26 protein-coding genes are annotated in these 26,653 nt (G+C 63.3%); 8 read left to right on the top strand and 18 right to left on the bottom strand.

Annotated elements, in window-relative coordinates; translation table 11 throughout:
• Positions 1-65 precede the first annotated feature (65 nt).
• From AB6806_RS20680 to AB6806_RS20720, 9 genes are all read right to left on the bottom strand, one after another.
• The gene (locus AB6806_RS20680; RefSeq protein ID WP_370955430.1) at positions 66-365 is read right to left on the bottom strand and encodes a con-10 family general stress protein; all 300 of its coding nucleotides are present in this window, start codon (positions 363-365) and stop codon (positions 66-68) included.
• A gap of 609 nt (positions 366-974) precedes the next feature.
• A complete protein-coding gene (locus AB6806_RS20685; protein WP_370955431.1) occupies positions 975-2,090 on the bottom strand; it encodes an ABC transporter ATP-binding protein in 1,116 nt (371 codons plus the stop codon).
• Positions 2,087-4,027, bottom strand: a complete 1,941-nt coding sequence (locus tag AB6806_RS20690; RefSeq protein ID WP_370955432.1) for a glycoside hydrolase family 127 protein — start codon at positions 4,025-4,027, stop codon at positions 2,087-2,089. The genes AB6806_RS20685 and AB6806_RS20690 overlap by 4 nt, the downstream gene beginning before the upstream one ends.
• 31 nt (positions 4,028-4,058) lie before the next feature.
• Complete coding sequence (locus AB6806_RS20695) at positions 4,059-4,922, bottom strand: carbohydrate ABC transporter permease (RefSeq protein WP_112764252.1); 864 nt, start codon at positions 4,920-4,922, stop codon at positions 4,059-4,061.
• Complete coding sequence (locus AB6806_RS20700) at positions 4,922-5,845, bottom strand: carbohydrate ABC transporter permease (RefSeq protein ID WP_370955433.1); 924 nt, start codon at positions 5,843-5,845, stop codon at positions 4,922-4,924. Before AB6806_RS20700 ends, AB6806_RS20695 begins: the two co-directional genes overlap by 1 nt.
• Positions 5,846-6,058: 213 nt before the next feature.
• Positions 6,059-7,303, bottom strand: a complete 1,245-nt coding sequence (locus AB6806_RS20705) for an ABC transporter substrate-binding protein (RefSeq protein WP_370955434.1) — start codon at positions 7,301-7,303, stop codon at positions 6,059-6,061.
• 62 nt (positions 7,304-7,365) lie between these two features.
• Entirely contained in the window at positions 7,366-8,412 is a 1,047-nt protein-coding gene (locus AB6806_RS20710; RefSeq protein WP_370955525.1) for a LacI family DNA-binding transcriptional regulator, read from the bottom strand.
• 233 nt (positions 8,413-8,645) lie between these two features.
• Positions 8,646-9,425, bottom strand: a complete 780-nt coding sequence (locus tag AB6806_RS20715) for an SDR family oxidoreductase (RefSeq protein ID WP_370955435.1) — start codon at positions 9,423-9,425, stop codon at positions 8,646-8,648.
• Positions 9,422-9,751 (bottom strand): nuclear transport factor 2 family protein, encoded by a 330-nt coding sequence (locus AB6806_RS20720; protein WP_370955436.1) that lies wholly within the window; start codon positions 9,749-9,751, stop codon positions 9,422-9,424. The genes AB6806_RS20715 and AB6806_RS20720 overlap by 4 nt, the downstream gene beginning before the upstream one ends.
• Before the next feature lie 159 nt (positions 9,752-9,910).
• On the opposite strand from AB6806_RS20720, the gene AB6806_RS20725 reads away from it, so the two are divergent.
• Together AB6806_RS20725 and AB6806_RS20730 are read left to right on the top strand one after the other, a co-directional pair.
• Positions 9,911-10,828 (top strand): LysR family transcriptional regulator, encoded by a 918-nt coding sequence (locus tag AB6806_RS20725; RefSeq protein ID WP_370955437.1) that lies wholly within the window; start codon positions 9,911-9,913, stop codon positions 10,826-10,828.
• A 137-nt stretch (positions 10,829-10,965) separates the two neighbouring features.
• Positions 10,966-12,225, top strand: coding sequence for a phospholipase D-like domain-containing protein (locus tag AB6806_RS20730; protein ID WP_112764258.1), 1,260 nt, complete (start codon positions 10,966-10,968; stop codon positions 12,223-12,225).
• Between the two features lie 388 nt (positions 12,226-12,613).
• Here the strand turns inward: AB6806_RS20730 and AB6806_RS20735 are convergent, their stop codons facing one another.
• Entirely contained in the window at positions 12,614-12,799 is a 186-nt protein-coding gene (locus AB6806_RS20735; RefSeq protein ID WP_112764259.1) for a hypothetical protein, read from the bottom strand.
• 231 nt (positions 12,800-13,030) lie between these two features.
• On the opposite strand from AB6806_RS20735, the gene AB6806_RS20740 reads away from it, so the two are divergent.
• Positions 13,031-14,308 carry a DUF763 domain-containing protein gene (locus AB6806_RS20740; RefSeq protein WP_142021481.1) on the top strand — a complete coding sequence of 426 codons (1,278 nt, stop codon included), beginning with the start codon at positions 13,031-13,033 and terminating at the stop codon, positions 14,306-14,308.
• 246 nt (positions 14,309-14,554) lie between these two features.
• Here AB6806_RS20740 and AB6806_RS20745 read toward each other — a convergent pair whose 3' ends face one another.
• Positions 14,555-14,749, bottom strand: a complete 195-nt coding sequence (locus AB6806_RS20745; protein ID WP_370955438.1) for a hypothetical protein — start codon at positions 14,747-14,749, stop codon at positions 14,555-14,557.
• A gap of 73 nt (positions 14,750-14,822) precedes the next feature.
• Here AB6806_RS20745 and AB6806_RS20750 point away from each other — a divergent pair, with 73 nt between their 5' ends.
• From AB6806_RS20750 to AB6806_RS20765, 4 genes are all read left to right on the top strand, one after another.
• Positions 14,823-15,239, top strand: coding sequence for a DUF1236 domain-containing protein (locus AB6806_RS20750; protein ID WP_370955526.1), 417 nt, complete (start codon positions 14,823-14,825; stop codon positions 15,237-15,239).
• 184 nt (positions 15,240-15,423) lie between these two features.
• Positions 15,424-15,594: a DUF892 family protein gene (locus AB6806_RS20755; protein WP_370955527.1), complete on the top strand. Its 171-nt coding sequence runs from the start codon at positions 15,424-15,426 to the stop codon at positions 15,592-15,594.
• A gap of 385 nt (positions 15,595-15,979) precedes the next feature.
• Complete coding sequence (locus AB6806_RS20760) at positions 15,980-16,279, top strand: PRC-barrel domain containing protein (RefSeq protein WP_370955439.1); 300 nt, start codon at positions 15,980-15,982, stop codon at positions 16,277-16,279.
• A 128-nt stretch (positions 16,280-16,407) separates the two neighbouring features.
• Positions 16,408-16,629: a hypothetical protein gene (locus AB6806_RS20765; RefSeq protein WP_133561252.1), complete on the top strand. Its 222-nt coding sequence runs from the start codon at positions 16,408-16,410 to the stop codon at positions 16,627-16,629.
• A 768-nt stretch (positions 16,630-17,397) separates the two neighbouring features.
• Here AB6806_RS20765 and AB6806_RS20770 read toward each other — a convergent pair.
• From AB6806_RS20770 to AB6806_RS20790, 5 genes are read right to left on the bottom strand one after another with little or no spacing between them, the layout of a single operon-like run.
• Positions 17,398-18,411 (bottom strand): proline racemase family protein, encoded by a 1,014-nt coding sequence (locus tag AB6806_RS20770; RefSeq protein ID WP_370955440.1) that lies wholly within the window; start codon positions 18,409-18,411, stop codon positions 17,398-17,400.
• A gap of 34 nt (positions 18,412-18,445) precedes the next feature.
• Positions 18,446-19,234: an ABC transporter permease gene (locus AB6806_RS20775; protein WP_370955441.1), complete on the bottom strand. Its 789-nt coding sequence runs from the start codon at positions 19,232-19,234 to the stop codon at positions 18,446-18,448.
• Between the two features lies 1 nt (position 19,235).
• A complete protein-coding gene (locus AB6806_RS20780; protein ID WP_370955442.1) occupies positions 19,236-20,069 on the bottom strand; it encodes an ABC transporter permease in 834 nt (277 codons plus the stop codon).
• Positions 20,069-21,124 (bottom strand): ABC transporter ATP-binding protein, encoded by a 1,056-nt coding sequence (locus AB6806_RS20785; protein WP_370955443.1) that lies wholly within the window; start codon positions 21,122-21,124, stop codon positions 20,069-20,071. Before AB6806_RS20785 ends, AB6806_RS20780 begins: the two co-directional genes overlap by 1 nt.
• A 31-nt stretch (positions 21,125-21,155) precedes the next feature.
• Entirely contained in the window at positions 21,156-22,199 is a 1,044-nt protein-coding gene (locus AB6806_RS20790; protein ID WP_370955444.1) for an ABC transporter substrate-binding protein, read from the bottom strand.
• A gap of 107 nt (positions 22,200-22,306) precedes the next feature.
• Here AB6806_RS20790 and AB6806_RS20795 point away from each other — a divergent pair, with 107 nt between their 5' ends.
• Positions 22,307-23,326 (top strand): GlxA family transcriptional regulator, encoded by a 1,020-nt coding sequence (locus AB6806_RS20795; RefSeq protein ID WP_370955445.1) that lies wholly within the window; start codon positions 22,307-22,309, stop codon positions 23,324-23,326.
• Between the two features lie 409 nt (positions 23,327-23,735).
• Here the strand turns inward: AB6806_RS20795 and fhuB are convergent, their stop codons facing one another.
• Positions 23,736-25,724, bottom strand: coding sequence for a Fe(3+)-hydroxamate ABC transporter permease FhuB (gene fhuB, locus AB6806_RS20800; protein WP_370955446.1), 1,989 nt, complete (start codon positions 25,722-25,724; stop codon positions 23,736-23,738).
• Positions 25,721-26,650 (bottom strand): ABC transporter substrate-binding protein, encoded by a 930-nt coding sequence (locus AB6806_RS20805; protein ID WP_370955447.1) that lies wholly within the window; start codon positions 26,648-26,650, stop codon positions 25,721-25,723. The genes fhuB and AB6806_RS20805 overlap by 4 nt, the downstream gene beginning before the upstream one ends.
• Between the last annotated feature and the right edge of the window lie 3 nt (positions 26,651-26,653).

Raw genomic sequence — 26,653 nt, forward strand, 5'->3', positions numbered from 1 at the left:
GAATTGGCTTTAGTGCTTGGGGCCAAGCCCGAGCTCGCCAAAGCAGATCAGCATGTGCAGCTGAGTTAATGCTGGCCGCCCTTACGCCCGGCTTCAGAGGCGCGCTCGCGGTCCTTGGCGAAGTTCCCTGAGCCCCCGCGCTGACCACCACTGCCCTGCTGGTTTCGGTCGTCATCGCGAGCCTGCTGCTGGCGATTGCCTCCTCCGCTATGCTCGCCGCCCTTGCGGCCGGCCTCGGAGGCCAGTTTGTGATCCTGAGAGAAGCTGCGCTTTTCGGCCGGCACACTCTGGCCACCCTTAGAGGCGATATCCCGCTGCTTGTCGTCATCCATGGACGCGAAGCCACGTTCTGACTGATTAGCCATTTGCTCACTCCATTGGTTTCTGGTGGTAGCGGATGCGTCGCATCCACTTCCCGACCAACGATGCCGATGGCCGACTGTTCCTTGGCAAAGAAGACCCAGACGCTGCGCGAAAAAGACAATTAACCATTTGATATCGCTTGTTTTTTATGCTCTGCCTTATTGCCAAGCTTCATAGGTGGATTGCGTGTGCCGCAATTCAAAGCGGCGCCAACCAGCCAGCCGTTCTTTCGTTCGCAGGACACAAGGATTGGTGCGCTGGCGCCAAAGAATCGTAAAGTTCAGGAAGGAAACACTCGTGCAGCGCCCCTTACGAGGGGCTGGCGATCGGTTGGAGCCGCGGTCGGGATTACCGCTACGGGGCAGCAGGAAAGCGAGTACGGTCCAGACGCCGATCTATGCCGTATTCATATCGGGGCCGGCGCCCAGAAACTTCGAGACATCAACATGGGGCTACAAGACATACGACATCGGGAACATGAATGCGGGGGCACTGGCCTTCGATGGCTCGACCGCCACGAACAGCGGACCGAGAGAGCGGACTTCTTAGGCATGCCCTTGGCGAACCGAGAATTCGGACGTTATCCGGCACATGCCCGGTAATATGGCAGCTCATTCAATTGGTGCTGGAACACGTCTCCTTGCCTCTCCGGACATCGAAAAAATCTTCAGGGCAGCCTGGTGGCAGTTCAACCATAGACCTTCGCCAGGCTTGGCATCCGTCCCGCCGCGCTGCTCGATCGTCACAAGCTCGCCGTTAGCAAGCCTGCAATGTACGTATTGCGTGCTGCCGAGATATTCCGCGAACTCGACCTGTGCCGGCAGCGCGTCAGCTTGCTTGTCCGTAATCAGCCAGTGCTCGGGGCGGATGCCGAGCTTGATCGCTTCCTGCGGAGCGGCAGGCAGGGGTCGATCAAGTTCGATCTCCGTTCCCGCAATGCTGAGGCGGTTCGCCGCCAGGCAGATTCCGTCAATAATGTTCATGCGCGGCGATCCGATGAAGCCGGCGACGAAGAGGTTGGCAGGGTTCTCGTAAACCTCCCGCGGCGAACCGACTTGCTCGATCCTGCCGTCACGGAGCACCACGATGCGATCGGCGAGCGTCATCGCCTCGGTCTGATCGTGTGTGACATAGATCATCGTATTGCCGAGCTCGCGATGCAGCCGCGCAATCTCGACGCGCATGCTGACGCGCAGCTCGGCGTCGAGATTGCTCAGCGGCTCGTCGAACAGGAAGACCAGCGGCTTGCGCACGATCGCGCGCCCGATCGCGACGCGCTGCCTCTGACCACCCGAGAGCTGGCCCGGCCGGCGGTCCAGCAATGGCCCGATCTTGAGGATCTCGGCCGCCGCCTCGACTTGCCGCTTGATTTCCGCGGCCGACGTTCGGGCGATCTCAAGTCCAAAGGCAAGGTTCTCGCGGACGCTCATATGCGGGTAGAGCGCATAGGATTGGAAGACCATGGCGATGCCGCGCTTGGCCGGGTCGAGATCGGTGACGTCGCGGCCTGCGATTAGGATGTCGCCGTCCGTGACCTCCTCAAGCCCTGCGATCATGCGCAGCAGGGTCGACTTGCCGCAGCCGGACGGGCCGACGAAAACGATAAACTCGCCGCCTGCGATCTTTAAGTCGAGGTCATGAATGACGTCGACCGAGCCGAAGCTCTTGCGAACGCCCTTGAGTTCGATGGTGGCCTTGTCTGGTGCCTGGCTGTGTTGCGCGCTCACCGGCCGCTCCTGATCCAGACCAGCATCTCGCCGGGATCGCGATTGTCCCAGAGGTGATAGGGCACGAGGCGCGCCGTCGTGGCGGCATAATCCGGCGGATGCGCATCGTAGAGCCGTCCTTCCCGTCGCGGCCACTGCTCGCGCAGCACCTGCAGATCGATGGCCATCGCCCCGCCGAGATCGGGAACCGGAACCGTCTTTGCAGCCGAAAGGTCTGCCGGCACGACGAGAGCGTTGAGGTCGGCGACATTGTCGACCTCCTCGGCGCAATAGATCAGCGGGCCGCGCGCGATTGCGACCCGGCCCAGATCGGCCTTGACCGCCGGGTGGGCATGGAGCGCGCGCACCGGCATCGGCAGGTCGAGCGAGAGCCGATCGCCATCCTTCCATTCGCGCGACAGATGCACATAGCCGTCATCCTTTCCCGTTATCGCGAGGGCCTCGCCGTTCAGCGTGACGGCGGCCTGGTCACACCAACTGGGCACTCTCAGGAACAAGGTAAACTGCGCGGGCCGCTCCAGCCCGATGGTGACCGCCACTTTTCCGTCAGCCGGATAGTTCGTGACCTGCGTGAGTATCACGCGCGTCGCGCCGACGCTGAGGCGCGCCGTGCTGGCACCGTAGAGATGTACGGCGATGCCGTCCGCCGAAACGCCATACATATAACTGCCTATGGCCGTAACCGTGCGGGCGATGTTGGGCGGGCAGCAGGGGCAGCGATGCCAGGTCCAGCGGTGGTGGCCGCCGCGGCTCTCCAGCGGATTATCGTAGAAGAAGCGCGAGCCGTCGATGGAGAGACCCGAAAGGGCGCCGTTATAGAGCGCCTGTTCCATGATGTCGGCATAGCGCCGGTCGGGTCCGCGTCCGAGCATACGGCTCGCCCACATCACCAGCGCCACCGCCGCGCAAGTCTCGGCATAGGCGCTCTCGTTGGGCAGGTCGTAATAGTCGGTAAAGCCTTCGTTGCTGGCCGCCGGGCCGATGCCGCCCGTGACATACATCTGCTTCGACGTCAGATCCTCCCAGAGCCGGTTGAGTGCATCCGTCAGGCTATCGTCACCGAACTCGGTCGCGACATCGGCCATCCCCGAATAGAGATACATAGCCCGGACCGCATGGCCGACGACCTTGCCCTGCTCGCGCACCGGCAGATGTGACTGGTTGTAAAGATAGGTCTTGTGGCGCCATTGCGCCGGATCGACGCCGCGAGCCGCTGCCTCGACATCGAAATAGTGCGGCTGCTGGCCACGCTGCTCGACGAAATAGCGGGCCAAGTCGAGATAGCGCTGCTCGCCGGTGGCGCGGCCGAGCCGGACCAGCGCAAGCTCGATCTCCTCATGTCCGCAATAGCCGGGCCTCTTGTCGGGTGTGGCCCCGAAGGTCGCGTCGATATGATCGGCATAGCGGCACATCACGTCCAGCAGCCTGCGTTTGCCGGTGGCATGGCAATAGGCCACCGCCGCCTCCATCAGATGGCCGGCGCAATAGAGTTCGTGACAATCGCGCAGATTGGTCCAGCGCTGGCCCGGCTGCATCCGGACGAACCAGGAGTTCATGTAGCCGTCGGGCTGCTGGAGGCCCGCGAACATCTCGATGATTGCATCCATCTTCGCCTCCAGATCGGCATTGGGCTTGCGATAGAGCGCATAGGCTGCGGTCTCGATCACCTTGGCGACATCGGAGTCCCAGAACATCTGGACGTTGACCGTGTCAGGCGTGCCGTCCGAGCGAAGGTGCCAGGGCATCTTCACCTCCGGCACCGGCCGCGTCGGGTCGATCTGGTCGAACATGCCGGCGGCGACGCAGCGGTCGTAGAGGATCATCGCCGTGCGATCGGCGACCGCATCGATGCGTGCTCCCCAGAAGCCGTGCACGTCGACATCGGGAACGGCAGGGGGCCTGAAGCCGCTGGCCTTGGGCTGGTCGTGAGAAGTCATGGCGTCACCGCTTCTGTTGATGTCGTGGCGTTCACTTGACGGCGCCCGCGGTGAGCCCGCGGATATAATAGCGCTGCAGCAGCAGGAAGAGGGCGAGGCAGGGCGCCATCATCAGCATCACGCCGGACTGCACCGCGCCCCAGTCGATGCTACCGAACTGCCCGGAACGGACCGCCGCCATCATCACCGGCAGGGTGTATTTCTTCTGATCGGTCAGCAGGATCAGCGCCGCCAGGAACTCGTTCCACGAGGCGAGGAAGGCGAAGATCGCGACCGTCGCCACGCCCGGCAGCACCAACGGGAGCATCACCCGGCGCAGCATCAGCAGGACCGAGGCGCCATCGACGCGGGCGGCATCCTCGATCTCCTTCGGCACGGCGTCGAAGGCGTTGCGCATCATGAAAATCGAGAACGGCAGATGCAGCGTCACATAGATCAGGACGATGCCGGGCAGCGTGTTTTGCAGGCCGAGCTTGGTCAGGATCAGGAAGAGCGGCGTCAGGATCGACTGGAACGGGATCATCACCGTCGAGATGATCAGCACGAATAGGAGGTTCTTCAGCGGGAAGTTGAAGCGCGAAAAGCCGTAGCCCGCGAGCAGGCTGATGATGACCGTGACGACAACGGTCGCCGCGGCAACGGTCAGGCTGTTGCCGGCATAGGTCCAGATGCCGACGCCGTATTTCGCCAGGTTCTCGTAGCTTTGCGTGCTGAAGCCTTCGACCGGCCAGGGCGGAAGCGGCGGACGCGCGGCTTCCGAGGAGGGCTTGAACGAGACCAGCGCGCTCCAGGCGATCGGTGCGATGAAGAGCAGCGAGATGAAGAGCCCGATCGCGTGGTAGCGCGTCACGGCGAAGAGGCGGCGGCGTGCGGTGGCTGCCTTGCGATTTGACATCACGCGCCCTCCGGCGTGCGCAGCAGGCGCAATTGCACGACGCTGATCGTGACCAGGATCACCAGCAGCACCATCGACATCGCCGCGCCGTAGCCCAGGCGGAAGGAGACGAAGGACTGGCTGAAAATCCAGTAGACGGCCGTGACTGTGCTGTTTTGCGGCCCGCCATCGGCGATGATGTAGAACTGGTCGAATGCCAGCACCGAGCCCGCCACCGAGAGGATCAAGGCCAGCGCGATGGTCCGCCGCATCAGCGGCAGGGTGATGCGGCGGAAGCGCTGCCAGGACGAGGCTCCGTCCATGCGCGCGGCCTCCTGCACTTCCGCGGAAATACCCTGCAGGCCGGTCAGCAGGATGATCATGTTGAAGCCGGCCGTCTTCCAGACGACCATGACGATGATCGACCAGAAGGTGCTGTCGAAGGAGGCCAGGAGGTTCACGGGCCTGTCCGTCAGCCCGAGCTTAAGCGCAAGAGGCGAGAACAGCCCGACATCGACGTTCATCAGCCAGGCCCAGAGCAGGCTCGCCGAACCGAACCCGACCACAACGGGCAGGAAGATCGCCGTGCGATAGACCTTGATCATGGGCCGCGCCTTCTCGGCGAAGAGCGCGAGCGGGAAGGCGACGGCGAAGATCGCGATGGTGACGACCACCGTGTAGTAGCCGGTGAAACGCATCGCGTTCCAGAAACGCTGGTCGCCCATCAAGTTGACGTAGTTGGCGAGGCCGATGAAACGCGGCCGGCCGAGCAGCGGCCAGTTGTGCAGCGACATCCAGAAGGCCATCCCGAGCGGGACGAGAAAGAACACGATTACGAGCAGCACTGCGGGGGCCACGAACAACAGCCCTGCCATCTGCCGACGGCGGAGGCGCGCACCACGCCGCGTGGCGGATCGCTGCAGGGTAGGAACAGGCTGGGTCATCTCGAATGATCCGGCGAGGTCTGGTGGGCGGGCTCCGGCAGGCGCTGCGTCATGCCAGGACGACCCGCAGGGCCGGCCCGGAACCCCGAGCGGTTATCATCGGAATTGAAGTCGAGCGTCATCCGTAGCCTTCCGATCGGGCGCATCGGTTCTGGGCTCCGGCTCGCTGCTGCGTAGCGCCCGGAGCGACGAGGACAGCGAGCTATCGCGCGCTCACTTCCCGGACTGGTCGATGATCGACTGCATCGTCTTCTCGGCCTTAATCAGCGAGCCTTCGACGTCGTTGCCGAAGAAGACCTCGTTCAGCATCTGCTTCCACGGGCCTGTGCTGCTGTTGACGATGTCGTTGTAGACCGGGGAAGACGGCGTTCTGCCGATCTTCATGGCTTCCGTCGCGGTCAGATAGCGCTGGTCGAGATCCTTCACCGCCTCGGCTGCGACATCGGCCCGCGTCGGCAGGCTACCAAGTTTGGCGAGCAGGGTCTGGCCTTCCAGCGAGTAGACGAAGGTCAGGAATTCCTTGACCGCCGGCAGGTTCTTGCGCCCAGCCGTGACGACGAAATTGTCGCCGCCGGCGAAGGAGGCCTTGCCGCCGGTCTTGCCGGGAAGGAAGGTCACGCCGAACTCGACCTTGGGGTAGTTCTTGACGAGATTGCCGATCGCGAAGGCGCCGATCGGCGACATCCCGATCCGATCGGTCGCGAAGCCGCCGAAGAAGTTTGCGCCGGTATCGGTCTTGGCACTCTCCGGCACATAGCCCTTCGCGACGAGGCTGCGATAGAGCCCCACCGCATCACGCATCTGCGGCGTATTCAGCGTCGCCTTCTTGGCGCCGTCAGTCAGGATCTCGCCGCCCGAGGCCCAGACCAGCGGCATGAAGGTAAAGGCGTTGCAGCCGCCGCACGCACCGGAGAAATAGAAGCCGCGGACGTCGCCTCCGATAGCGTTGACCTTGCCGGCATAGTCCTCGATCTCGGCCCAGGTCGTCGGGCCCTTCTGGGGGTCCAAACCCGCCTGCTTGAACAGCTTTTTGTTCCACAGCATCACCGAAGCGTCGGCCGACATCGGGACGCCGTAGATACGTCCTTCGTACGTACCTGCTCCGAGATGCGCTTTGGAAAGTTGGTCGAAGAAGGGGAACCCCTTGACCAAATCGGTGAGATCTTCGAGTTGGCCCGATGCCGCGAACGCCGGCGTATAGACCAGATCGAGAGAGAGCAGGTCGGGTGCCGAGCCGCCAGCGGCAGAGATCGCGTATTTCTGGACCATCTCGGTATTCGGCACGATCTGCAGTTCGATCTGTGTCTTGTGCGCGGCGTTGAACGCCTTCACCAATGACGGCATGAAGGCTTCGCTGCTGGAGCGCGACCACATCGTCAGCTTCTGCTGCGCCAGGGCTGCGCCGGCCGATGCCTGTATGGCAACGAGGGCGAGCAAGGCTGCCTTGGATCCCTTCATCTGCATCTCCTCCGATTGCGGCCTTGGTTTTTGGCGGCCGTTTTTGGTTGCTCATGCTCTCGCTAAGACGAGCGTACGATCAGGCTGCAAGGCAGCTTCCAGACTCCCGTTTCGACCGCCTCGCCATTGACCAGGCGCAAAAGCGCCAGCCCGGCCTGCCGGCCGAGTTCCTTCAGATTCATGTCGACTGTCGTCAGCGGCGGGCGCGTTTCCTTGGCGACGATCTCCCAGTTGTCGAAGCCGACCACGGACACGTCATCGGGCACACTCACGCCGCGTTCGCGCAGCGCGTCCACCACGCCCCGCGCAATCTGGTCGTTGCCGCAGAAAATGCCGTCCGGCTTATCGGCGCCGGACCAAAGAGCCTCGATGGCCTGGTGACCCCAATGTTCCGACCAGGAGCCGAAAAGGATCCTCGCATTGCTCGTCGCGCCGACTTCGGCAAGCGCCTGTGCGAAGGCCGAGGCTCGTTCGTGCACCACCTGAAAATCCGATGGGCCGGTGACGTGAGCGATACGTCGGCGCCCTTGCGCCAAAAGATGGTTCACGGCTGCCGTCGCACCTTGGCGGTCATCCGACACCAAGGTGACAGCATTGCTCGGGCCGGCGGTCAGGGCATAGACGACCGGCACCGAAAGACGAGTGAGGTCCACTGGCAACGGTTTGTCGATGCGCTTGCCGGTCGCGATGATGCCGTCGACCTGCTTGTCGAGCATCGCATTGACATGAATCCTCGCCAGGTCCGGGTTATCTCCGATAGCGCAGAGAAACACCGAAACACCGTGGTCAATCAGCCCTTCCGAGATCCCGGCCATCAACGGCAGCGTGAAGCGGCCATAGGTATCGTTGGTCAGCAAGCCAACGCTGAAGCTGCGCTTGCGTGTCAGGCTGCGGGCCAACGCGTTCGGCCGAAAGCCGAGCTCCCGTGCAACACGCTTGATGCGATCGCGCGTTTCGAGCGAGACGCGCCCCGTGTCGTTGAGAGCTTTTGAAGCCGTGGCGGTGCTGACGCGCGCGGCGTGCGCCACGTCGTAAATCGTTACCCGCTCGCTGGGCCCCGTGTTTGTCACTTGTCCTCCGATCTGAGAAATCGGTTTCTCAGAGGATATAGCAGAAATTTATGTGTTGAGAAACCGATTTCTCAGGCTGTCTTTCACATTTGGCTCTACGCTTTGCCTGAACGACAGTCCGGTCGAGGCATCCGGGGAGACGGTCGGCGACCTTGGGAGGCTCTCTCATCAGGCAACTTCGCGACGCGATCTACAGGCATACCGCAGCCTTAGGAGCAGCAGAGCCAGGGATGGGTCCTGCCTCCAAGAGCTAACGCGACGGCTGAGGCCGCTTAAACTGTCGGCACCGTCCCGCCGTCGATCACATATTCGCTGCCGGTGATGCTTCCTGCTCGCTCTGACGCGAGAAAGGCGATCAAGCTTGCGACTTCGTCGGGCTCGGCCGGACGACCGACCGGTATTCCACCGAGCGAATCCATGATCATCTTCTTGCCAGCCTCAACGTCGACGCTGTGATGTGCGGCGAGGCGCTCCGCCAGAGCCAGGGACGCCTCCGTGGCGATCCAGCCGGGCGAGGCACGGACCACCCGCACCCCTTTTGGCGAAACCAGCTTCGAAAGGCTCTTGCTGTAGGAAGAGAGCGCGGCCTTCGCTGCGGCATAACCGATGGTCGCTTCCGGCAGCGGCATGACTCGCTGAATGGATGTGACATGGATGACGACACCGCTGCCTTGCGCCGTCATCGCCGGAACCAACTCGCGATCGAGACGAATTGCCGGCATGAGGTTGAGGTTGAGCTCTTTCTGCCATTCCTTGTCGGTAAGGGCCTCATATCCTCCGGCCGGGGCTGAGGAGCCGCCCAGCATGTGCACGATGATGTCGACTCCGCCCAAACGCACGCGGACGGTATTCGCCAGCTCTACACAGCCTTCCGGCGTTGTAAGGTCGGCCGACACGAACATCTCGGCCGGCAGGTCCTCTGGCTTCGACCGGGCGCTGGTCAGGACCTGGGCTCCCAGCTCTCGAAAGAGCTTGACCGTCGTGGCGCCTGCGCCACGTGTACCGGACGTCACGAGCGCCCGCTTGCCCTTGAGGCTGATGAATGGGCTCATAGGGTGATCTCCAGCTCGGCAATCTTGTCGTTCTCCAACCGGAAAGAGTAACGCAGATCGACTGGACTGCCTGGGAAGTCGCCCGCGACATGACTGGTGACAACAGTGCGGCCACGCTCCTGCACAATCAAAAATGGCGTGGCCGTGTAGCTGTATTTCTTCGATGATTCATTTTTCCACTGACGGATTTCATCCAGGCCGCTGTAGACACGACCTTCGTCGTGAACAGTTGCGTCGGGTGAAAAGCACAGCACTATTAATCTAGTATCTCGGGTTCGGTCGGCTTCAAAATATCGAGAGATTGCGAGCGGAAGTTCAATCGACATTCGTAATCTCCTGCTAGGTGAATTCATATTATAGTGACCTTGCTTTGACCTACCTCGGACGCTGTGCATTTGAGGACTTCTACTGACATCAATTTAGCGCTGGACACGGAGATTGATAATCGGGATAAATTGGTATGAAGCATCACGAAAATCGGGATAATGATCGGCCACACCGTCATTGAGCTGGACGCCGTCATGGCCATCGCGCGCCGGAAGTCGTTCCGCGCGGCAGCGGTCGAACTGCAGGTTTCCACCACTGCGCTGAGCAACATCATTGCGAAGTTCGAGCGGCAGCTCGGGGTTAGGCTGTTCAACCGAACAACCCGCAGCGTTTCGCTCACAGATGCAGGGCGGAATTTCGTCGAGCAGGTCGGTCCTGCCCTTGTCGACATTCACAGCGCCATGGATAGCGCCAAGTCGCAGCAGGAAACCCCTTCGGGTACGATCCGGATAAACGCCTTTCCCACCGCCGCGCGCGAGATCCTCGCACCTGTCATTCTGGAGTATCTGCGACGCTACCCGCAGGTCCATATCGACCTGGTCACTGAGGGGCGCTTGGTCGATGTGGTCGCAGGCGGCTTCGATCTTGGTGTGAGAAGCGCGGATTTTGTCCCAAGCGACATGATCGCCATCCCGATCGGACCGTCCAGGTCACATGTCGTGGTCGCCTCGGCGACATACATTGAGAAACACGGCAAACCCCGCGTGCCCCTCGACCTGCTCAACCATGCCTGTATCCGTATCAGGTTGCCCGACGGCGAGATCTATCGATGGCATTTTGAGAAGGACGACCAGCCTGTTCAAATCGACGTCAAGGGGCCCATCACACTAGACGAGGCTAGCCTTTCGCGGATTACTGTCCTCACCGGCATCGGCCTGGGCTTTTTTATGGAGTCGGATGTGCGCGGAGACATCCAAGACGGTCGTCTTGTCCAGGTCTTAGAGGACTGGATGAAGCCCGTGGCGCCACTTTGTCTCTATTACCCTGGCCGAAAGAACCCTTCTGCTGCGTTCAGAGAATTCATCGCTCTTGCGCGCGACTTCACCTCAGGCTTGGGAATGGCAGACGGTCGGTGAGTGTCGGGCCGACAGGGCCGCTAGCGATGAAACTTGCGGCCGAATTCGCGCGTTGCGTCCACGTGAGCGCGAGCCTGCGCTCGTTCCAGCGGCAATTCTTCTAACTCGCGGGTCAAATGAACTCCCGACTCCGTCAGATGGTCATTGGCATCGCATCTGCCGCACTTGGCGTGGCGGGGAGCGTTCTTATCGGGAACCTGTTGCCCGCCCCGCAGGAACTGCGTCAGCCGCTGCCACACAGCTTCGCTTCAGAGGATCGCCAGCTCAAGACCTCCATGGGAGCACTTTTCGGATCGAACTATATTCCCGGAAATTCCGTGGACACGCTCGTCAACGGCAATCAGATTTTTCCGTCGATGCTGCGGGCCATCCGCGAGGCGCGAGAAACGATCAGCTTTGAAACGTACATTTATTGGCGCGGCAACATTGCAAATGAGTTTGCCGATGCTCTGTCGGCCAAGGCTCGCGAGGGGTTGAGCGTGAAGGTCCTCCTCGATTGGGTCGGAAGCATTCCCATGGATCAGGCGCTCATCACGCGGATGCATGAAGCAGGCGTGCAAGTCGTCCGCTTCCGGCCCGTCAGTTGGTACTCGCTCGATCGTCTCAACAACCGCACTCATCGCAAACTTCTGATCACGGATGGCCGGCTTGGTTTCACCGGAGGGGTCGGAATCGGGGACGAATGGAACGGGGATGCTCGCTCGCCAAGCGAGTGGCGAGACAATCACTATCGGATCGAAGGGCCCGCTGCGGCCGAGTTGCAGGCGGCGTTTGCCGAACATTGGATCGAAGCCACAGGCGAGTTGCTGTTGGGGGGGCGCTACTTTCCAGAGATTCCACAACAGGGCGGAAACGCAGCGCAGATTGTGGTAAGTTCACCGCATCAGCGCAACGTGATGCACCTAATGTTGATGACGGCGCTGGCATCTGCAGAGCGCAGTATACGTATAGCCACCCCTTATTTCGTGCCCGACGAGATGACGAGGGCCCAGCTTCTGGAAGCTCGCCACCGCGGAGTGCAGGTCGAAATCCTGATTCCGGGCAATCAGACCGACGCTCGGATCGTCAGGAAGGCGTCACGGCACTTTTGGGGGGAGCTTTTGGAAGCGGGAGTTAAAATCAGCGAATATCAACCGACCTTCTATCACTGCAAGCTCGTGATCGTGGACGATATCTGGACGTCGATCGGATCGACGAACATCGATGATCGCGCGCTTCGCCTCAACGACGAAGCCAATATCAATTTCTTTGACAGAGGGGTCGCTGCATCCCAGGTCGAAATCTTCAACAAGGATCTCGCAGCCTCCAGACCCTACACCCTGGCCGACTGGCAACGTCGAACTGCGAATGAAAAGTTCTCTGACTGGCTTGCAACCCTAACGCGCTCGCAAATATAGCGGAAGGAGCTTCAACTAACCGCTGTCCCCGATGCCGCATCGTCGGGCGCGCCGAGCGAGCGGCTGGAGATCGCGTGTCGGCCCAAACCAAGTCGAGCCGCCGAACCTGATCCGGGAGTGGCCCGCCATCGCGAGTACGACGGGGTAGAGGACTCCGATGCGTCGCGAGGTCGCCAACCCGCCGACAACAAGACGGCTCTCAAATGATGGCCAGGACCGGCTCGAAGAATGCCATAGCGCAGGATCGTGCGGCGGTGTCGCAGTCCTGGAAAACGGGCCACACCGATACACACCGCTCGACCCGGCACGACAGTCTAGGTGCGCCGGTCTGGATGAAACTGTGATCGCGCCACACGATATCGATCGTGGCGCCCAACTGGTCTGACGTCTAGGTCGCGTCGCCACGCTCCTTCAGAAGTTCGTTCAAGCGTTCCTGTTTCGCGTTGATCTGCTCCTGCAAATTTTCTTCCTGAGCCGAGCCTGAGGCGGCTGCCGCCAACTCGGTCAGATCCGAGACTTGCCGGCGCAGGAGAGCGATCTGGTCGTTGAGTGCATCACGATTGCCATTGGCCATGCTCGACGTCTCCGGTTCGAATGCTGTCAGACCTCTAGGATCCCAGAATCAGGACGCTCCAGAGGCTCTGCTGTTCCGTCGGCAACGGAGATTTGCACGAGAGCCGGAGGTCGCCTTGCAATGCTGCTTCATATCCCGACTTGAGATGTTTGGTCGGTCGATGGACGCCTGGGCTGGCACAAGATCTCGGGCGAGATTATAAGGCTTGTTCCTTTTTCGTTCCCCGGTCTCATGACACGTCGATCAGGCAGCGCCGATCTCCCTTTGCATTACGGACGGGTTCCGCTCTGGCTCGGCGAACGCATGGCTAGGTTGGGCAGCGTCATTTGCGAAGCGATCATCCAGCACTATGGCAGGGACGAGCTGCTACGGCGCTTAGCACACCCTTTCTGGTTCCAATCCTTCGGCGCGATCATGGGTATGGACTGGCATTCTTCCGGAATCACGACCAGCGTCATCGGGGCGTTGAAACGCGGCCTGACGCCTCTTGCCGGCGAGCTGGGGCTTCATGTCTGCGGCGGACGGGGCAACCAATCCCGCCGCACACCTGCGGAGCTCGAACAGATCGGCGCCAAGGTCGGCTTCGACGGAACGGCCCTGGCGCAGGCAAGCCGGCTCGTCGCCAAGGTCGACAGCGCGGCAGTGCAGGATGGCTTCGACCTTTATCTGCACGGCTTCTTCGTAACCGATGACGGCCACTGGACGGTCGTGCAGCAGGGCATGAACGGGGATAACGGCCTGGCGCGGCGCTATCACTGGCATTCCGAGGAGCTCGGCAGCTTTGTCGAGGCGCCCCACGCTGCGATCGAAGGGCGAAGTGCAGGCAATATCATCAACCTCACCGATGCATGCGCAGATCACGCGCGCGAGGCCCAGGTCGCGCTGCTGCGCGAGCACGGGCCCGACGGGATCGTTCGGGAATTGGCGGCGTTGCAGCCGGCTCACCCCAGCACTGATCGGAGCGCTCCGCAATTGACCCTCCCACATCTCGTGATGCCGGCGCATCACGATGTCAGGCCCCAAGACGTGATGGTGCGACGCCTCCATGGCGCTTTGGCCGCTGCGGCCGACCGCGGCCCGGCCGATTTTTCCGAGCTCCTGCTCGTGCCCGGGATCGGCGCCCGCACGGTACGCTCCTTGGCGATGGTCGCCGAAGTGCTGCACGGTGCGCCCTGCCGTTTCAGCGATCCGGCGCGTTTTTCGCTCGCCCATGGCGGCAAGGACCGGCAGCCTTTCGCTGTGCCGATCAAAGTCTATGATCAGACGATCGCCGTCCTGCGCTCGGCCGTCAATCAAGCGAAGCTCGGTCAGGATGACCGTCTTGCCGCGATCGCGCGGCTGGACAGCGAGAGCCGCCGGCTGGAGCGGAGCGCGACAGGCCCGACGCTCGGCGAATATGTCGCCGAAGAACGGCGCCGTTCGCCTGCTTATGGCGGGCGAAGCGTTTTTGGCTGGGAGCGGTCCGAGGCAGGCGGGATCGACGCCGAAACGAGATCGCGACGCCGATAGAGTGCGGGCGGCCTTCTACTTCGCCATGATTCCCGCGAGGCGTATGCAGGTGGGTGCATGGTCGCTAGCCTCGTTCCAGCCGCGGACAGGGCGGTCAACCTCGGCCGCCATCAGCTGCTCCGCCAGATTTGTACCGAGGAGCACGTGGTCGAGGCGCAGGCCGCCATCGCGCCCGCATGCGTTCCTGAAACAATCTAGAACGTGTAGATGCGCTCCTCGGGGGCGCATGTTGCGCAGCGCGTCCGTTCAGCCTTGCGCGACGATCACCCGGAAGGCCCGCCGAACCTCGGGGCGAAACAGCGCATCGTCTACTTTTGCAGGATCGCGCAGGCCGTCACTGGCCGTTTGACGAGATGGTTTCATCATGGCTGTTGGCGCGCAGGCCTTGCGATACGTTTGGATTGCTCGGATCTGAAATGCGCCGAGAAACGAGGTCGTCACACGGACGCTTCCAGGGAACCGTTTATAAGACTTCTAAGTTGAGGCCTCCATCTGGGGGTAACGAGGAGGTGGACTGATGAAGAAGATCATTCTCGCTGCCGCGGTCGCGATGGTTCCGGTGCTGGCGTTCGCTCAGAACCCCGAAGCCGCGCGTGGTGGCGCTGCCGCTGGTGCGGCGACCGGCGCCGTCGGTGGCGCGATCGTCGGCGGGCCTGTCGGGGCGGTCGTGGGCGGCGTCGGCGGCGCCGTCGTCGGTGGTATTGCGGGCGACGCCACGCCACGCTTCAAGACCTATGTCAGGGCTCACGAAGTTCCGTCGTACACTTACCAAGAGGACGTGCGTGTCGGCGCGGTGCTCCCGGAGACGGGCGTGACCTATCGTGAAGTCCCGGCCGAGTTCGGCGCCAAGGGCTATCGCTACACCGTTGTCAATGATCGAACGGTGATCGTCGAGCCGAAGACACGCAAGATCATCCAGGTCATCGAATAAGACCCTTCGACCCCGCGCTGTCGGCGCGGGGTCAATCCCGCCTTGGGACGGCCTGCCCTCGCGCCGGGATATACGGGATAGAAGAGCTTTTCATTCGTCAGGTTAGCGGCCGGCCGAAAACGAGTAAGAGCGTTTTCTGTCGAACAATCCGCGCCGCTGGCGGTCGAGCGTTACGAGATGCCGCCTGGCGGTCGAGCGTTACGAGATCATGCGTTACGCACATTGGTCGCCTGGGCAAAGCAGCGGTCGCAATGACTGCGCATCGCTCCTCAAGCAGAACCTCGAAGAGGAAGCTGCGACCGACGAGCGGCTCGCGAAGCTGGCTACCGACGGCATCTATCGCACGGCTGCTTGAGCCCACAGCCCCGCCGGACATCCGGTGGGGTCTTTTTCTCTTTGGATAGTATAGGGGGCCGCGATGCTTTCGTCAGAGCCGGTTGTTCCGGCCGGGATCCCGCGCTGCGGATCAATGGCGTGACCATTCGGGGGCCGATCAGTTTCCGGGTGCACAGGGGCTCAGGACAATCTCGCTCGAGTGTTCCGTGATGGGCGTCCCGCCATCGCCGAGCTAATCCTCGGCCGTCGCCACGCCTCATAAGGGCGGCCCTCCTTGGACGTTCCTTCCAAAACTTCGGCGGTCGCTCCTTCGGCAGCGGCGGCCGTATTTGTTTTGAGCCGGTGCTGCGAGGAACGCGATCGCTTTCCGTCCGTTTGGTCTGTAACAACCCTCGGAGGAAACAATGGATCATTCTCAGCATATCCGCCTTTCAACGACCGATCTGACGCCGGACATTCTCGATGGCGCTACCATCTATGGGCCGGGCGACGAGGAAATCGGCTCGGTCTCGCATCTCCATGGCTCCGGCCCGATGGCGCAGGCCATTATCGATGTTGGCGGCTTCCTCGGGATCGGAGCCAAGCCGGTCGCCGTGCCGGTCAACCAGCTCGAATTCATGCGTGATGAAGACGGAAATGTGCACGCCGTGACGAACTGGACCAAGGACGAGTTGAAGGCGATGCCGGAGCACGTTGACCCCTGACGACGGCTTTCGATGAATGGCCCCGCTGGCTCCGGCCGGCGCGGCCATTTTTTGTCTAGCACCCACTTGCGAGCGGCGACGCCGGACCTAGATTTTTCATCGCAGATCCATTTTTTGGGGAAGGAGCCATGCCTTTTTCATCGTTGACGGACCCGGCTGATCTGGCCCGGGCCTATGCTGCGTTGGAAGCTGTATGGAACGAGGTGAAGCTGACTATTCCGGAGCAGGAGCACGATGAGCAGCGGCGGAGGATTGCTTATCTCGTCGCCGGATTTGCGCCGATGGCGCTCGACGAGGATGACCTCAAGCAAAATATCCTGCTCCACATTCGACAGGATGCCTTGGCCTGAAAGCGCTAGGGCTCCTTCATGACGCGCGGTGAGGCAAAGAAGAAGTAACGATGTCAAGGGGGCGGCGTGGAACCAACACAAACGTGCGCGGTTGTCCCGGCGCGCTCCGCTTAGCCCCCAGGCCGCGAGCGCTAGGAGGGAGCCGGCGGTCCAAGCGTTGGCTCCCTACTATACCGTCGTTCCGGACGCGAGCCGCGAATCTACTCACGGGACCGATCGGCAGGTAGATCACCGATTTCAGTAGCGACCGTTCGCCTGCGCGCGACGACGGTCATCAGGCCCGGCACTCCGAAAGGAAGCCGGGCCATTTTCGTTTCCCGGTCATCACGGGCTGCCGAACCGTAATTGAACCTGACGTGTTTGGGCTCAGCGCGCAGCTGGCGGTCTTGCAGTTGTCCCCCACCGCTTTTGGAAATGAGTGTTCGCGGCACGTCACGGCCCGTTTCTCTATTATCCCGGCTGCGGGCGGGTGCCGGGCTCGCTATGTGCGTTTATCGATCACATTCGGAAAATGTCGCCGGTGACTTGAAGTCGAGTCTGCTGCCGGACGGTCCTCCGTCAGCTTGTGGCACTTTACTTCGCCAGCCAGATCACACCAAAATGGTCGTGGAATTGCTCGTGAAGCGCCGTGTGCGACAGACTTCCGTTGCCCAGCATCCAAATGTTCGGTTAGGGCAAAGCGCCAAGCTCAGTTTATGGCGCATATCCAGCATACTCTCGCGAACGCGCCGGGCCAGCCAAGCTGGCTGTCCCGGCGCTGTGGATCGCTCATGCGACTAAGAAGCCGGCATCAACTGGATCGTCGCGGTTGATGGTCCAGCGTGCCGTGCCAAGTAGGCCAGCTGTGCCCTTCACAGTGGGGCGCACGGCGCGCGTGCCGTTCAGACTGGCTTCGCCAACCAGGCAACCCTCGAAGGTGCCGGAGCCGAGCAGGCCTTCTGAGCGGATCGACTGCTGCAGCTTCATCAGGCCGCGCGCCTCGAACATCGCCATCATCGCGCTGGTGCCCGTGCCGCCGGGCGAGCGGTCGAGCTGGCCGGCCGAGAAGACATGGACGTTCTTGTAGAAGGCGCCCTCGATCGTCGGCTCGTGCCAGAAGGTGACGAAGTTGAAGTTGTTGATATGGGCCGAGGCCGGGTGCTGGATCGCAACCTTCTGGCGGAGCTGCTCGCGGGCGATGATGCCGAGGCGCGAAAGCTCGGAACCGTTCTCCGGCGAGATCCGGAGCGAGGTGCCGCGCAGGTCGATGATGCCGAAATAATTGCCGCCCCAGACGATGTCGGCCTTGAGCGAGCCGACGCCCGGCAGGTCGAACGGCACGTCCTGCGCCGCGACATAGGCCGGCACGTTCTCGAAGCGGGTCCAGAGCACCTCCGGGCCGTCATTGGCGACCTCGGCCGTCACCAACCCGGCGGTGGTCTCGAAGCGGATGGTGGTGCGGCCGTTCTCGCCGCGCCGGACAAGGCCGAGTGCGACCATCGCCATGCCGACCGCGATCGTGCCATGGCCGCACATATGCGAGTACTGGGTGCCGTCGATATAGATCAGGCCGGCATCGTAGTCCGGGCTCGACGGCGGCGTCAGGAACACGCCGAACATGTCCTTGTGCCCGCGCGGCTCGCGCATCAGGGCGCAGCGCAGCCAGTCGTAATTCTCCTCTAGGAAGCGGCGCTTCTCCAGGATGTTCGATCCGGCCGGATAGGGAATCCCGCTATGGATGATGCAGAGGGGCTCACCCTCGGTATGCGTGTAGACGACGTCGAAGACATTCTGCTGGCGCATGTGCGGCTCCTTGGGAAAACAGCTGGTCGAGGGGTTAGCGGCGTCGCTCCGAGAGCACGTCGAGGCCGATGGCGAGGTCGAGCAGCACGATCACGAGGGCGGCGACGATGATCGTCAGGCCGGAGACCGCGGCGATGGTCGGGTCGATCGTGTACTGGACGTAATTGAACAGCTTGACCGGGATCGTGGTCAGCTCAGCCGTGGTGTTGAAGATGCTGAGCTCGACATTGATCCAGGAGGCGATGAAGGCGAAGATCGCGCCGCTGACGAGCCCACTGCGGATCTGGGGCAGGGTCACCAGGAAGAAGGTGGTCAGCGGCCGGGCGCCGAGATCGGCCGAGGCTTCCTCCAGGCTTTTTTGCTCGTCGGTCAATTGCGGCAGCACGGCACGCAGAACGAAGGGCATGATGATCACGACATGCCCGACGAGCAATGCCGGGAAGCTGCGCACCAGCCCGATCACGCTACCATATTGCAGCAGCGCCGCGCCGAGCACGACATGCGGCAGGATCAGCGGCGACATCAGCGTTTCCGCGAGGAGACCGCGGCCCGTGAAGCGATAGCGGGCGATGGCGATCGCAGCCGGAACCGCCAGCAGTACCGCAACGATGGTCGCGGCGACGGCGAGCAGCGTGCTGACCAGGAAGGCCGAGACGTAGGATGGGTCGCCCAGCATCTTGCCGTACCAGGCGAGCGTGACGCCCTGCGGCGGGAAGGCGAGGAAGCTGGTTGTGGTCAGTGACGCCCCGACGAGGACGACGAGCGGCAGCGCGAGATAGGCCAGCGCGGCGAAGGAGACGATCCGGATGAGAGCCGACACCATCTCAGGCCCTCCTCGGCTCACTGAGCCGTCCGGCGATGGCGACGAGCGCCAGCGTCAGCACCAGCATGGTGATGCTGAGCGCACCGCCATAGTTGAAGTCGAAGACCGAGTTGTATTGCTGGAAGATCAGCATCGAAAAGACGGTGATCCGTCCGCCGCTGAGCAGCGCCGGCGTGACATAGGCACTGACCGCCAGCATGAAGACCATGACGGCGCCGGCCATCAGGCCGGGCAGGCTGAGCGGGAAGATGATGGTGCGGAAGGTGGCGGCCGGCGTCGCGCCGAGATCGGCAGAGGCATGTTCCAGAGCTGGATCGACCTTGGCGAGCGCATTGCCCACGGCGAGCACGATGAAGGGCAGCAGGATGTAGACGAGGCCGATCAGGATGCCGAGCTCGGTGCCGAGGAAGCGCATCGGCCGCTCGATCAGGCCGAGCCCGATCAGCCCGTCATTGACCAGGCCATTGCGGCCGAGCAGCACCATCCAGCCGAAGGAACGCACGATGTTGCTGGTGAAGAGTGGCACGACCAGCAGGATCGCGCAGAACCGGCGCCAGGGCCGCCATTGCACGATGCGGACGAGATACCAGGCGAGCGGATAGCCGATCAGGACGCAGAAGAGCGTGGTCAGTGCGCCGATCCGGAACGTCACCCAGAGCACGTCCCAGTGATAGGCATCGGCGAGGATGCGAACGTAATGCGCGAAGGTCGGCCGGCCCGCCGGCGTCGTCAGGCTCGCGATCAGGACGACGACCATCGGCGCCAGGAAGAAAGCGACGAAGAAGGCCCCCGGCAGGGCGCAGAGCAGCAGGACCGGGCGCAGCGTTCGGCTCATCACGCATCTCCCGGCACGAGGCGGAGGTCGGCGAGGCGGATATTGGCGAAGACGGGCTGGCCCACGCTCAGGCCACCAAGTGCCGACGGCGCGAGTCGGGCGGCCAGCGTGGTGCCGCTGACGGCAAGGGCGACCGAGGCGTGGCTGCCGACATGGACGATCTCGGACACGACGGCCGGCAGAGCGAGGCGCCCGGCAACGGGCTCGGCCGTGACAAGGATATCCTCCGGCCGCAGCACGCCGGTGAGTTGGCCCTGCGGCGCATTGGCCGCGCGAAGCGTGATCGCACGATCGAGCAGCGAGAAGCTGCCGTTGCCGCGTCGTTCGACCGCCAGAAGGTTGGCGTCGCCGATGAAGTCGGCGGCGAAGCGGGTCGCCGGCTGCGCATAGATATCCTGCCCCCGGCCGATCTGCTCGATCCGGCCGCGATTCATCAGCACGATCCGGTCGGCCATGGTCAGCGCCTCCTCCTGGTCGTGCGTCACGAATAGGAAGGCGATGCCGAGCCGGTGCTGGATCTGTTTGAGCTCGCCCTGGACCTTCTTGCGCAGCTTCAGGTCGAGTGCGCTCAAGGGCTCGTCCAGCAGCAGCAATTTCGGCCGGTTGACGATGGCGCGCGCCAGAGCGACGCGCTGCTGCTGGCCGCCGGAAAGCTGCGCCGGCAGGCGCGCACCGAAGCCAGCGAGGCCGACAAGCTCCAGTGCTTCCACCGTACGCTTGACCGTCTCGTCCTTGGCGACGCCCTGCCGGCGCGGGCCATAGCCCACGTTCTCAGCGACGCTCATATGCGGGAAGAGCGCATAGTTCTGGAACACCGTGTTGAGCGGGCGCCGATAGGGCGGCAGCCGCGTCACATCCTCGCCCGCCAGCCGGATCGCGCCGGCTTCCGGTGTCAGGAAGCCGGCGATGCAGCGCAGCAGCGTGGTCTTGCCACAGCCCGAGGGGCCCAGCAGCGCGATGAATTCGCCCTGCTCGACAGCGAGTTCGATCGCCGTCAGCGCCGGCTGTCCGCCGAAATGCTTGGACAGGCCGTCTATGGCGAGGATGGGGCTCATGCTGCGGCTCGCGATGCTCGTTGCCATCAGCTCACTTGCGGGCGATCTGACGGTTCCATTCGTCGACGACGCGCGCGCGCAGGCCGTTGATCTCAGCCCAATCGAAGAGCTTTAGGTTCTTGACCGAGCCGGTCTCGCCCCAGGGCAGCTTCCGGGCGGTCTCGGGCTTCACCACGACGTTCTTCACGGACGGGCCGAGATAGAGCTTCTCGGCCAGACAGCCAGACGCTTCGGGCGTCAACGCCTGGTTGATGAACTCGGCAGCGGCCTCCTTCTTCGGCGTGCCCTTGACCAGATGCAGGCGGGCATCGGTAGCCCAGGCGCCTTCCTTGGGCACGACGAAGCCAATCGGCAGGCCCTTGTCGGCGAGATCCCAGGCGCCGACGTTGAAATGCGCGCCGATGATCGCCTCGCCGCTCTGATATGCGTTGGTCGCGGCGCCCGAGGAATCGAAGAACAGCGCGGCCTTGAGGTCCTTGATCTTCTTGAAGGTCGGGGAAAGATCGCCGGACGGATGGCCCCAGATCTTCGAGAGGAACATCACGAAGGGCACGCCGGATGAATTCGCCGGGGAGGGGATGGTAACGGCGTCCTCGAACTCCGGTTTCCAGAGATCGTTCCAGGAGGTCGGCGCGGCCTTGACCTTCTGGGTGTTGTAGGTGAGCCCAAGAGAATAATAGCCGGTGCCGACCGCATAGGTGGCCGCGCCGCTCTTGTAGATCGCTTCCGGCAGGGTGTTCGCGAGATTGGGGATCGCCGCCGGATCGAGATTGTCGGTCACCGCGGCGGCGAGCGCGAGTTCGCTGATGCCGCCATCCATCCAGGCGACGTCGATCGTGGGGGCGGACTTCTGCTGCTGCAATTTCGCCAGGGTGACGGTCGAGGTGCCGATCTCGACATTGACGGCGATGCCGGTCGCCTTGGTGAAGGGTTCGGCAACACAAGCCTTGAAGGCGTCGCCCCAATTGCCGCCATACCAGGCGACGGTGATCGACGAGGGCTGCTGTGCCAGCGCTGGAGCGGTGAGCAGGGTGGTGGCGAGCATAGCCGCGGCCAGCCGGATGGGTCGAGTCATCGTCGTTCTCCTCTGCCGAGCGTCTTTGCGCCTCTGTAGGAACATGTTGGCGCGGAGGCAGCAAAAGGCACTAGAATGCGCCGGCCCAAAATTTGAATAATCACGACATGAGCAACCTCCAGCTCCATCACCCCGTCAGCGACCGGTCGCAGCCCGGGGCTACGCCCGTCTCGCGGCTGCGGATCGGCTTCCTGCTGCTCGACCAGTTCACGCTCGCCGCCTTCTCCGGGCTCATCGATGTCTTGCGGCTGGCAGCAGACCATGGCGGACGCAGCCGCCAACTTCATGCCAGCTGGACGGTGATGAGCCTCGATGGGGAGCCGCGCCGCTCGAGCTGCGGCGTCTCGGTCACTCCGAACGCGGGCCTGCTCGAGCCCGCCGGTTTCGACTACATCGCCGTCTGCGGCGGCAACGACTATCTCAACGACGCCCTGCCCGACAGCTTGCTCGGCTATCTGCGCCGCGCAGCGACATCGGGTGTCCGGCTGCTCGGCATCTGCACTGGCACCTTCGCCATCGCCCGGGCCGGCCTCGCCGGCCCGCGCCGGGTCTGCGTGCACTGGAACGTGCTCGACGCGTTCAAGGAGCGTTTTCCCAAGGTCTCGGCCGGGGTCGAGCGACTCTTCATCGACGAGGGCGACCTGATTACCTGCGCGGGCTCGACCGCAGCAATCGATCTCGGCCTTTATCTCGTTGCCCGCCACTGCGGCCGCGACAAGGCCCAGCAGGCGATGCGGCACATGATGCTGCAGGACATGCGCCCGGCCGAGATGCCGCAGGCGCATTTCTATGCCGAGCTGGCGCCCAATCTCGACGTCAGGGTGCAGCAGGCGGCGCAGTTTATTGAGCAGCGGCTCGACAATCCCCCGCCGATCGCCGCCGTCGCGCGCTATGTCGGCGTCAGCTCTCGCCAGCTCGAACGTCTGTTCGGTGCCTCATTGGGGCAGAGCCCGGCGGCCTTCCAGCGCAAGCTTAGGCTCGACTATGCGAAATGGCTGATCCTGAACAGCAAGCGCTCGCTCACCGACATCGCCATGGGCACGGGCTTTGCCGACAGCGCCCATCTCTCGCGGGACTTCAAGGCGTCATTCGGAGAAACGCCGCGCGCCCTGCGCCAAAATAGGTAGGGCAGCGTGCATTGGGTGCTCCATTGCCTTTTAAGTAGCGAGTGTCCTCTTTCCGGTAGGAAGCTTGATGTCCGCACGAATCATAAATGCGGAGGTGCGCCGCGTCCGAAAATCCACTTTCGGCGTTGCTCCCCTCTAGCGAAGCCGATCTAGTTTGCGTTGCCGTGGCTCCTATCAAAAGTCTCGTCGAACGGAGGATCCGTTCGGCTGCGCGGCCCCTCCGACATTGTCAGATCACGGCTGGGCGATAGGGCGCGGCCGCCCGCAGCGACGACCGGACCGATGCCGGGGACCGCACTCAAGCCGATGCCGGCAAGCCACGCACTTGAGGACGGCCTTTACTAGCCGGAAATTTCCCGCCCCTTGATTGTGACTGCCTCCAAAATCCCGCCATCATGGCATACGCCTGTCAAACGCCTTGCCGGCGCAGGAGCCAGAGAAAATAGGGGCTTCCCAGCAGCGTCACTACGATGCCGGCCGGCAGCTCGTTGGGAAAAAGTGCGACACGCCCCAGCCAGTCCGCCGCCATCAGCAGCCCTGCGCCCATCAGCATAGCGCCTGCTAAATGCTGCACGGGGCGCGTCAGCCCGAGCATGCTCGCCATATGCGGTGCCATCAGCCCGACGAAGCTCATCGGACCCGCGATCAGCGTACCGCAGGCCGTCAGCAGGGCAGCCGCGCACAGCACCAGCAGGCGGCTTGCCGGCGATACACCCACGGCTTTGGCCGTAGGCATGCCGAGCGGCAGCAGCGCAAGCCAGCGAGCCAGTGCCAGCAACGAAACGAAGAGGACCGGTGTCGCGACGAGCATTGCGGCAGCGATCGTCTCGCGTACCAACGACATCGAGCCCGAGATGAGCCGAAGCAGCACGAGTCCGCGCGGGTCGCCGCTGCCGACGAAGAGAGCGACGACGACCGCGAAGGCGGTGTTGATCGCAATCCCTGCCAGCAGCATCCGGGCAGCGGACATAGAGGACCGGTTGGAAAGCAGCAGGAGTAACAAGAAGGTTGCCACTGCGCCCGCGAACAAGGCACCCGTCTGAAAGAGCGGATCCAGCGGGAGGTCGAGCAGCAGCGCGCCGATCATTGCCAGCATGCCGCCGGCACCGATGCCGAGGACCTCGGGGCTGGCGAGTGGGTTGCCGGTCAGGCGCTGGATTAGACAACCTGCGCCGGCCAGCATCGCGCCGGCCGAGAGCGCGCCCGCCACGCGAGGCCACCGCCAGGGCAGGAGCGCGTGGAGTTGCGCACCGCTCGCCCACTGCCAGCCCCGAACTCCCGGCGCGAAGCTGATTGCGACGCAGAAGACAAGCAGGCACAGGCAAAGGAGCGTCGCGAGAATAACCAGAGGACGGGAGGCTCGCGCATTTCGCCCGGCGCCGTCGCGGGGCAACTCACCAGAGTGGCTCAGCCGCGGCAAAAGTAGCAGGAGCAGCGGCACGCCGATGAGGGCCGTCGCCGTGCCCGCCGGGAGTTGCTGCGCGCCGATCCCGATTCGGGATGCGAGCTCGTCCGCCAGCCAGAGCAGCGCCGCCCCGACAGGCGGTGCCCAGACGAACTGGTCGTGCAGGCGCCGCGCGCCGGCCAGCCTGGTGACGGCCGGCGCTGCGAGACCGACGAAGCCGATATTGCCGACCGCGCTGACGACGAAGGCCGTTAATGCGATGGCGACGACGAGCCCGGCCAACCGGGCCAGCCCCGGAGAGAGGCCGAGAGCAGCTGTAATACCCTCATCGAGCCCCAGCAGCGTCAGTGGCCTCAGCAGCAGGGCCGTGGCAAAAATCGCGGCGAAGAAACGCGGCAGCAGATAGGCCGTCCCATCCCAGCCGCTCTGGGACAGGTTCCCACTGGCCCATAGATAAAGGCCCGCCACAGATTGATCGTTGAACAGGGCGAGCGCCGTAGCCACCGCTCCGCAGGTGATGTTGACGACGAGCCCGGCCAGAACAAGCCGAACTGGTGAGAGCGTGCGGCTCCAGCCGAGCAGGAAGACGAGCGTCCCCGCTGTAGCGGCGCCGGCGAAGGCAACGGCCTCGCGAGACGTCGCAAGCAGGGTCGGGGCATAGAAGGTCGCGCTTGCGATCGCCAAATAGGCTCCACTAGAAACGCCCAGCGTTGCCGGCTCCGCCAGGGGATTGCGCAGGATCTGCTGGAAAAGGACGCCGGCCAGCGACAGGGCCGCGCCGCACAGCATGGCGATGAGGGCGCGCGGAAGCAGCGCGTCTCGCAACAACAGCTCCGCCATCGCATTCCGATCCGGTGCGCGAATGATCCGCAGCCAGGCTTCCGGCGGCGCCAGCCGCGTAAGATCGAGCCAGAACAGGAACAGGGCTGGCGCTGCCAGTAGCAGGAGCAAGATGGCGCGGCAGGGCAGGGCACGCACGGGGTTCGCCGTCATAAAGCACCGTCCGGCGCTGTCAGCGCGTCGGCGAGCAGGGTTGCAAAGCGGGTGGCGGACGGCAGGCCGCCGTTATTTAGCACCTGTTCGACAACGCGGATGCGCCCCTCCCGCACGAAACGCAGTGCTTGCCAGAAGACGCTTCTGGCCAGTCGCACGCCGGGATCTGCCAAGAGCGGTGTACGAAGCAGGAGAAGACGAGCCCCTGCTTCGGTCAGCTGCGCTAGTGGAACCGGCGCGAACCCAATGGGTGAGGCCGTCTTCCAGGCGTTGACGAGCCCGAGCGCTGTCAGGATCGCGTCGAACAGGCCGTTCGCGGTATGGATCGTCACATAGCGCTCGTCGATCGGGCTCGCGAGGTAGATCGGCCTGCCGTCATACGACGCGAGCCTGGCGCGTGCCCGGAGCATGGCTTCATCATGGGCAAGTGATAGCTGGGCCGCGGCAGCCGGGACGCCCAGAAAATCCGCCAGACGAGCCGTCTCGCGCTGCGAGCGGGCAAGCAGCTCGCGGCTGGGCTGGAACACCGCGAAAGGCTCCGTAGGCGCAATGCGGCTCAGCAATGGCAGGGCCGGTGCCAGCGCCGGCGTTGCCAGGATCGCATCCGGGGCCAGCTCCTGGATGAGTTCAAAATTGGGGGCGAACAATAGGCCGACATCGGTCACACCGGCTTGCAGCCGCGGCGTGACGGCGTAGCGATCGTACCAGCCCGGCGCGGGCACGCCGACCGGAAGCCGGCCAAGCGCAAGCACGGTCTGGACGAGCCCCCAATCGAGCACGACGAGGCGCGACGGCGCCGCCCAGGCGCGAGGCTCTCTGGTCTCCGCTGCAAACGCCACCGCTGGCGGCGTCAGAGCGGCCGCCGCCGCCACCACCCGAAAGCTGTCGCGGCGCGTCAGGCCCTGCGGAGCTGATCTCTCGCTCAAGCC

The organism is Allobosea sp. RCC_152_1, assembly GCF_041360765.1.
In the GTDB taxonomy this organism is placed as follows: domain Bacteria; phylum Pseudomonadota; class Alphaproteobacteria; order Rhizobiales; family Beijerinckiaceae; genus Allobosea; species Allobosea spartocytisi.

Excerpts from the sequence above, each read along its gene's own strand:
- AB6806_RS20785 (WP_370955443.1), bottom strand. The coding sequence starts at position 21,124 with ATGAGCCCCATCCTCGCCATAGACGGCCTGTCCAAGCATTTCGGCGGA.
- AB6806_RS20695 (WP_112764252.1), bottom strand. The coding sequence starts at position 4,922 with ATGTCAAATCGCAAGGCAGCCACCGCACGCCGCCGCCTCTTCGCCGTG.
- fhuB (WP_370955446.1), bottom strand. The coding sequence starts at position 25,724 with ATGACGGCGAACCCCGTGCGTGCCCTGCCCTGCCGCGCCATCTTGCTC.
- AB6806_RS20760 (WP_370955439.1), top strand. The coding sequence starts at position 15,980 with ATGGATCATTCTCAGCATATCCGCCTTTCAACGACCGATCTGACGCCG.
- AB6806_RS20735 (WP_112764259.1), bottom strand. The coding sequence starts at position 12,799 with ATGGCCAATGGCAATCGTGATGCACTCAACGACCAGATCGCTCTCCTG.
- AB6806_RS20790 (WP_370955444.1), bottom strand. The coding sequence starts at position 22,199 with ATGACTCGACCCATCCGGCTGGCCGCGGCTATGCTCGCCACCACCCTG.
- AB6806_RS20740 (WP_142021481.1), top strand. The coding sequence starts at position 13,031 with ATGACACGTCGATCAGGCAGCGCCGATCTCCCTTTGCATTACGGACGG.
- AB6806_RS20720 (WP_370955436.1), bottom strand. The coding sequence starts at position 9,751 with ATGTCGATTGAACTTCCGCTCGCAATCTCTCGATATTTTGAAGCCGAC.
- AB6806_RS20700 (WP_370955433.1), bottom strand. The coding sequence starts at position 5,845 with ATGACCCAGCCTGTTCCTACCCTGCAGCGATCCGCCACGCGGCGTGGT.
- AB6806_RS20725 (WP_370955437.1), top strand. The coding sequence starts at position 9,911 with ATGATCGGCCACACCGTCATTGAGCTGGACGCCGTCATGGCCATCGCG.
- AB6806_RS20765 (WP_133561252.1), top strand. The coding sequence starts at position 16,408 with ATGCCTTTTTCATCGTTGACGGACCCGGCTGATCTGGCCCGGGCCTAT.
- AB6806_RS20780 (WP_370955442.1), bottom strand. The coding sequence starts at position 20,069 with ATGAGCCGAACGCTGCGCCCGGTCCTGCTGCTCTGCGCCCTGCCGGGG.
- AB6806_RS20730 (WP_112764258.1), top strand. The coding sequence starts at position 10,966 with ATGGTCATTGGCATCGCATCTGCCGCACTTGGCGTGGCGGGGAGCGTT.
- AB6806_RS20680 (WP_370955430.1), bottom strand. The coding sequence starts at position 365 with ATGGCTAATCAGTCAGAACGTGGCTTCGCGTCCATGGATGACGACAAG.
- AB6806_RS20705 (WP_370955434.1), bottom strand. The coding sequence starts at position 7,303 with ATGAAGGGATCCAAGGCAGCCTTGCTCGCCCTCGTTGCCATACAGGCA.
- AB6806_RS20690 (WP_370955432.1), bottom strand. The coding sequence starts at position 4,027 with ATGACTTCTCACGACCAGCCCAAGGCCAGCGGCTTCAGGCCCCCTGCC.
- AB6806_RS20795 (WP_370955445.1), top strand. The coding sequence starts at position 22,307 with ATGAGCAACCTCCAGCTCCATCACCCCGTCAGCGACCGGTCGCAGCCC.
- AB6806_RS20775 (WP_370955441.1), bottom strand. The coding sequence starts at position 19,234 with ATGGTGTCGGCTCTCATCCGGATCGTCTCCTTCGCCGCGCTGGCCTAT.
- AB6806_RS20715 (WP_370955435.1), bottom strand. The coding sequence starts at position 9,425 with ATGAGCCCATTCATCAGCCTCAAGGGCAAGCGGGCGCTCGTGACGTCC.
- AB6806_RS20770 (WP_370955440.1), bottom strand. The coding sequence starts at position 18,411 with ATGCGCCAGCAGAATGTCTTCGACGTCGTCTACACGCATACCGAGGGT.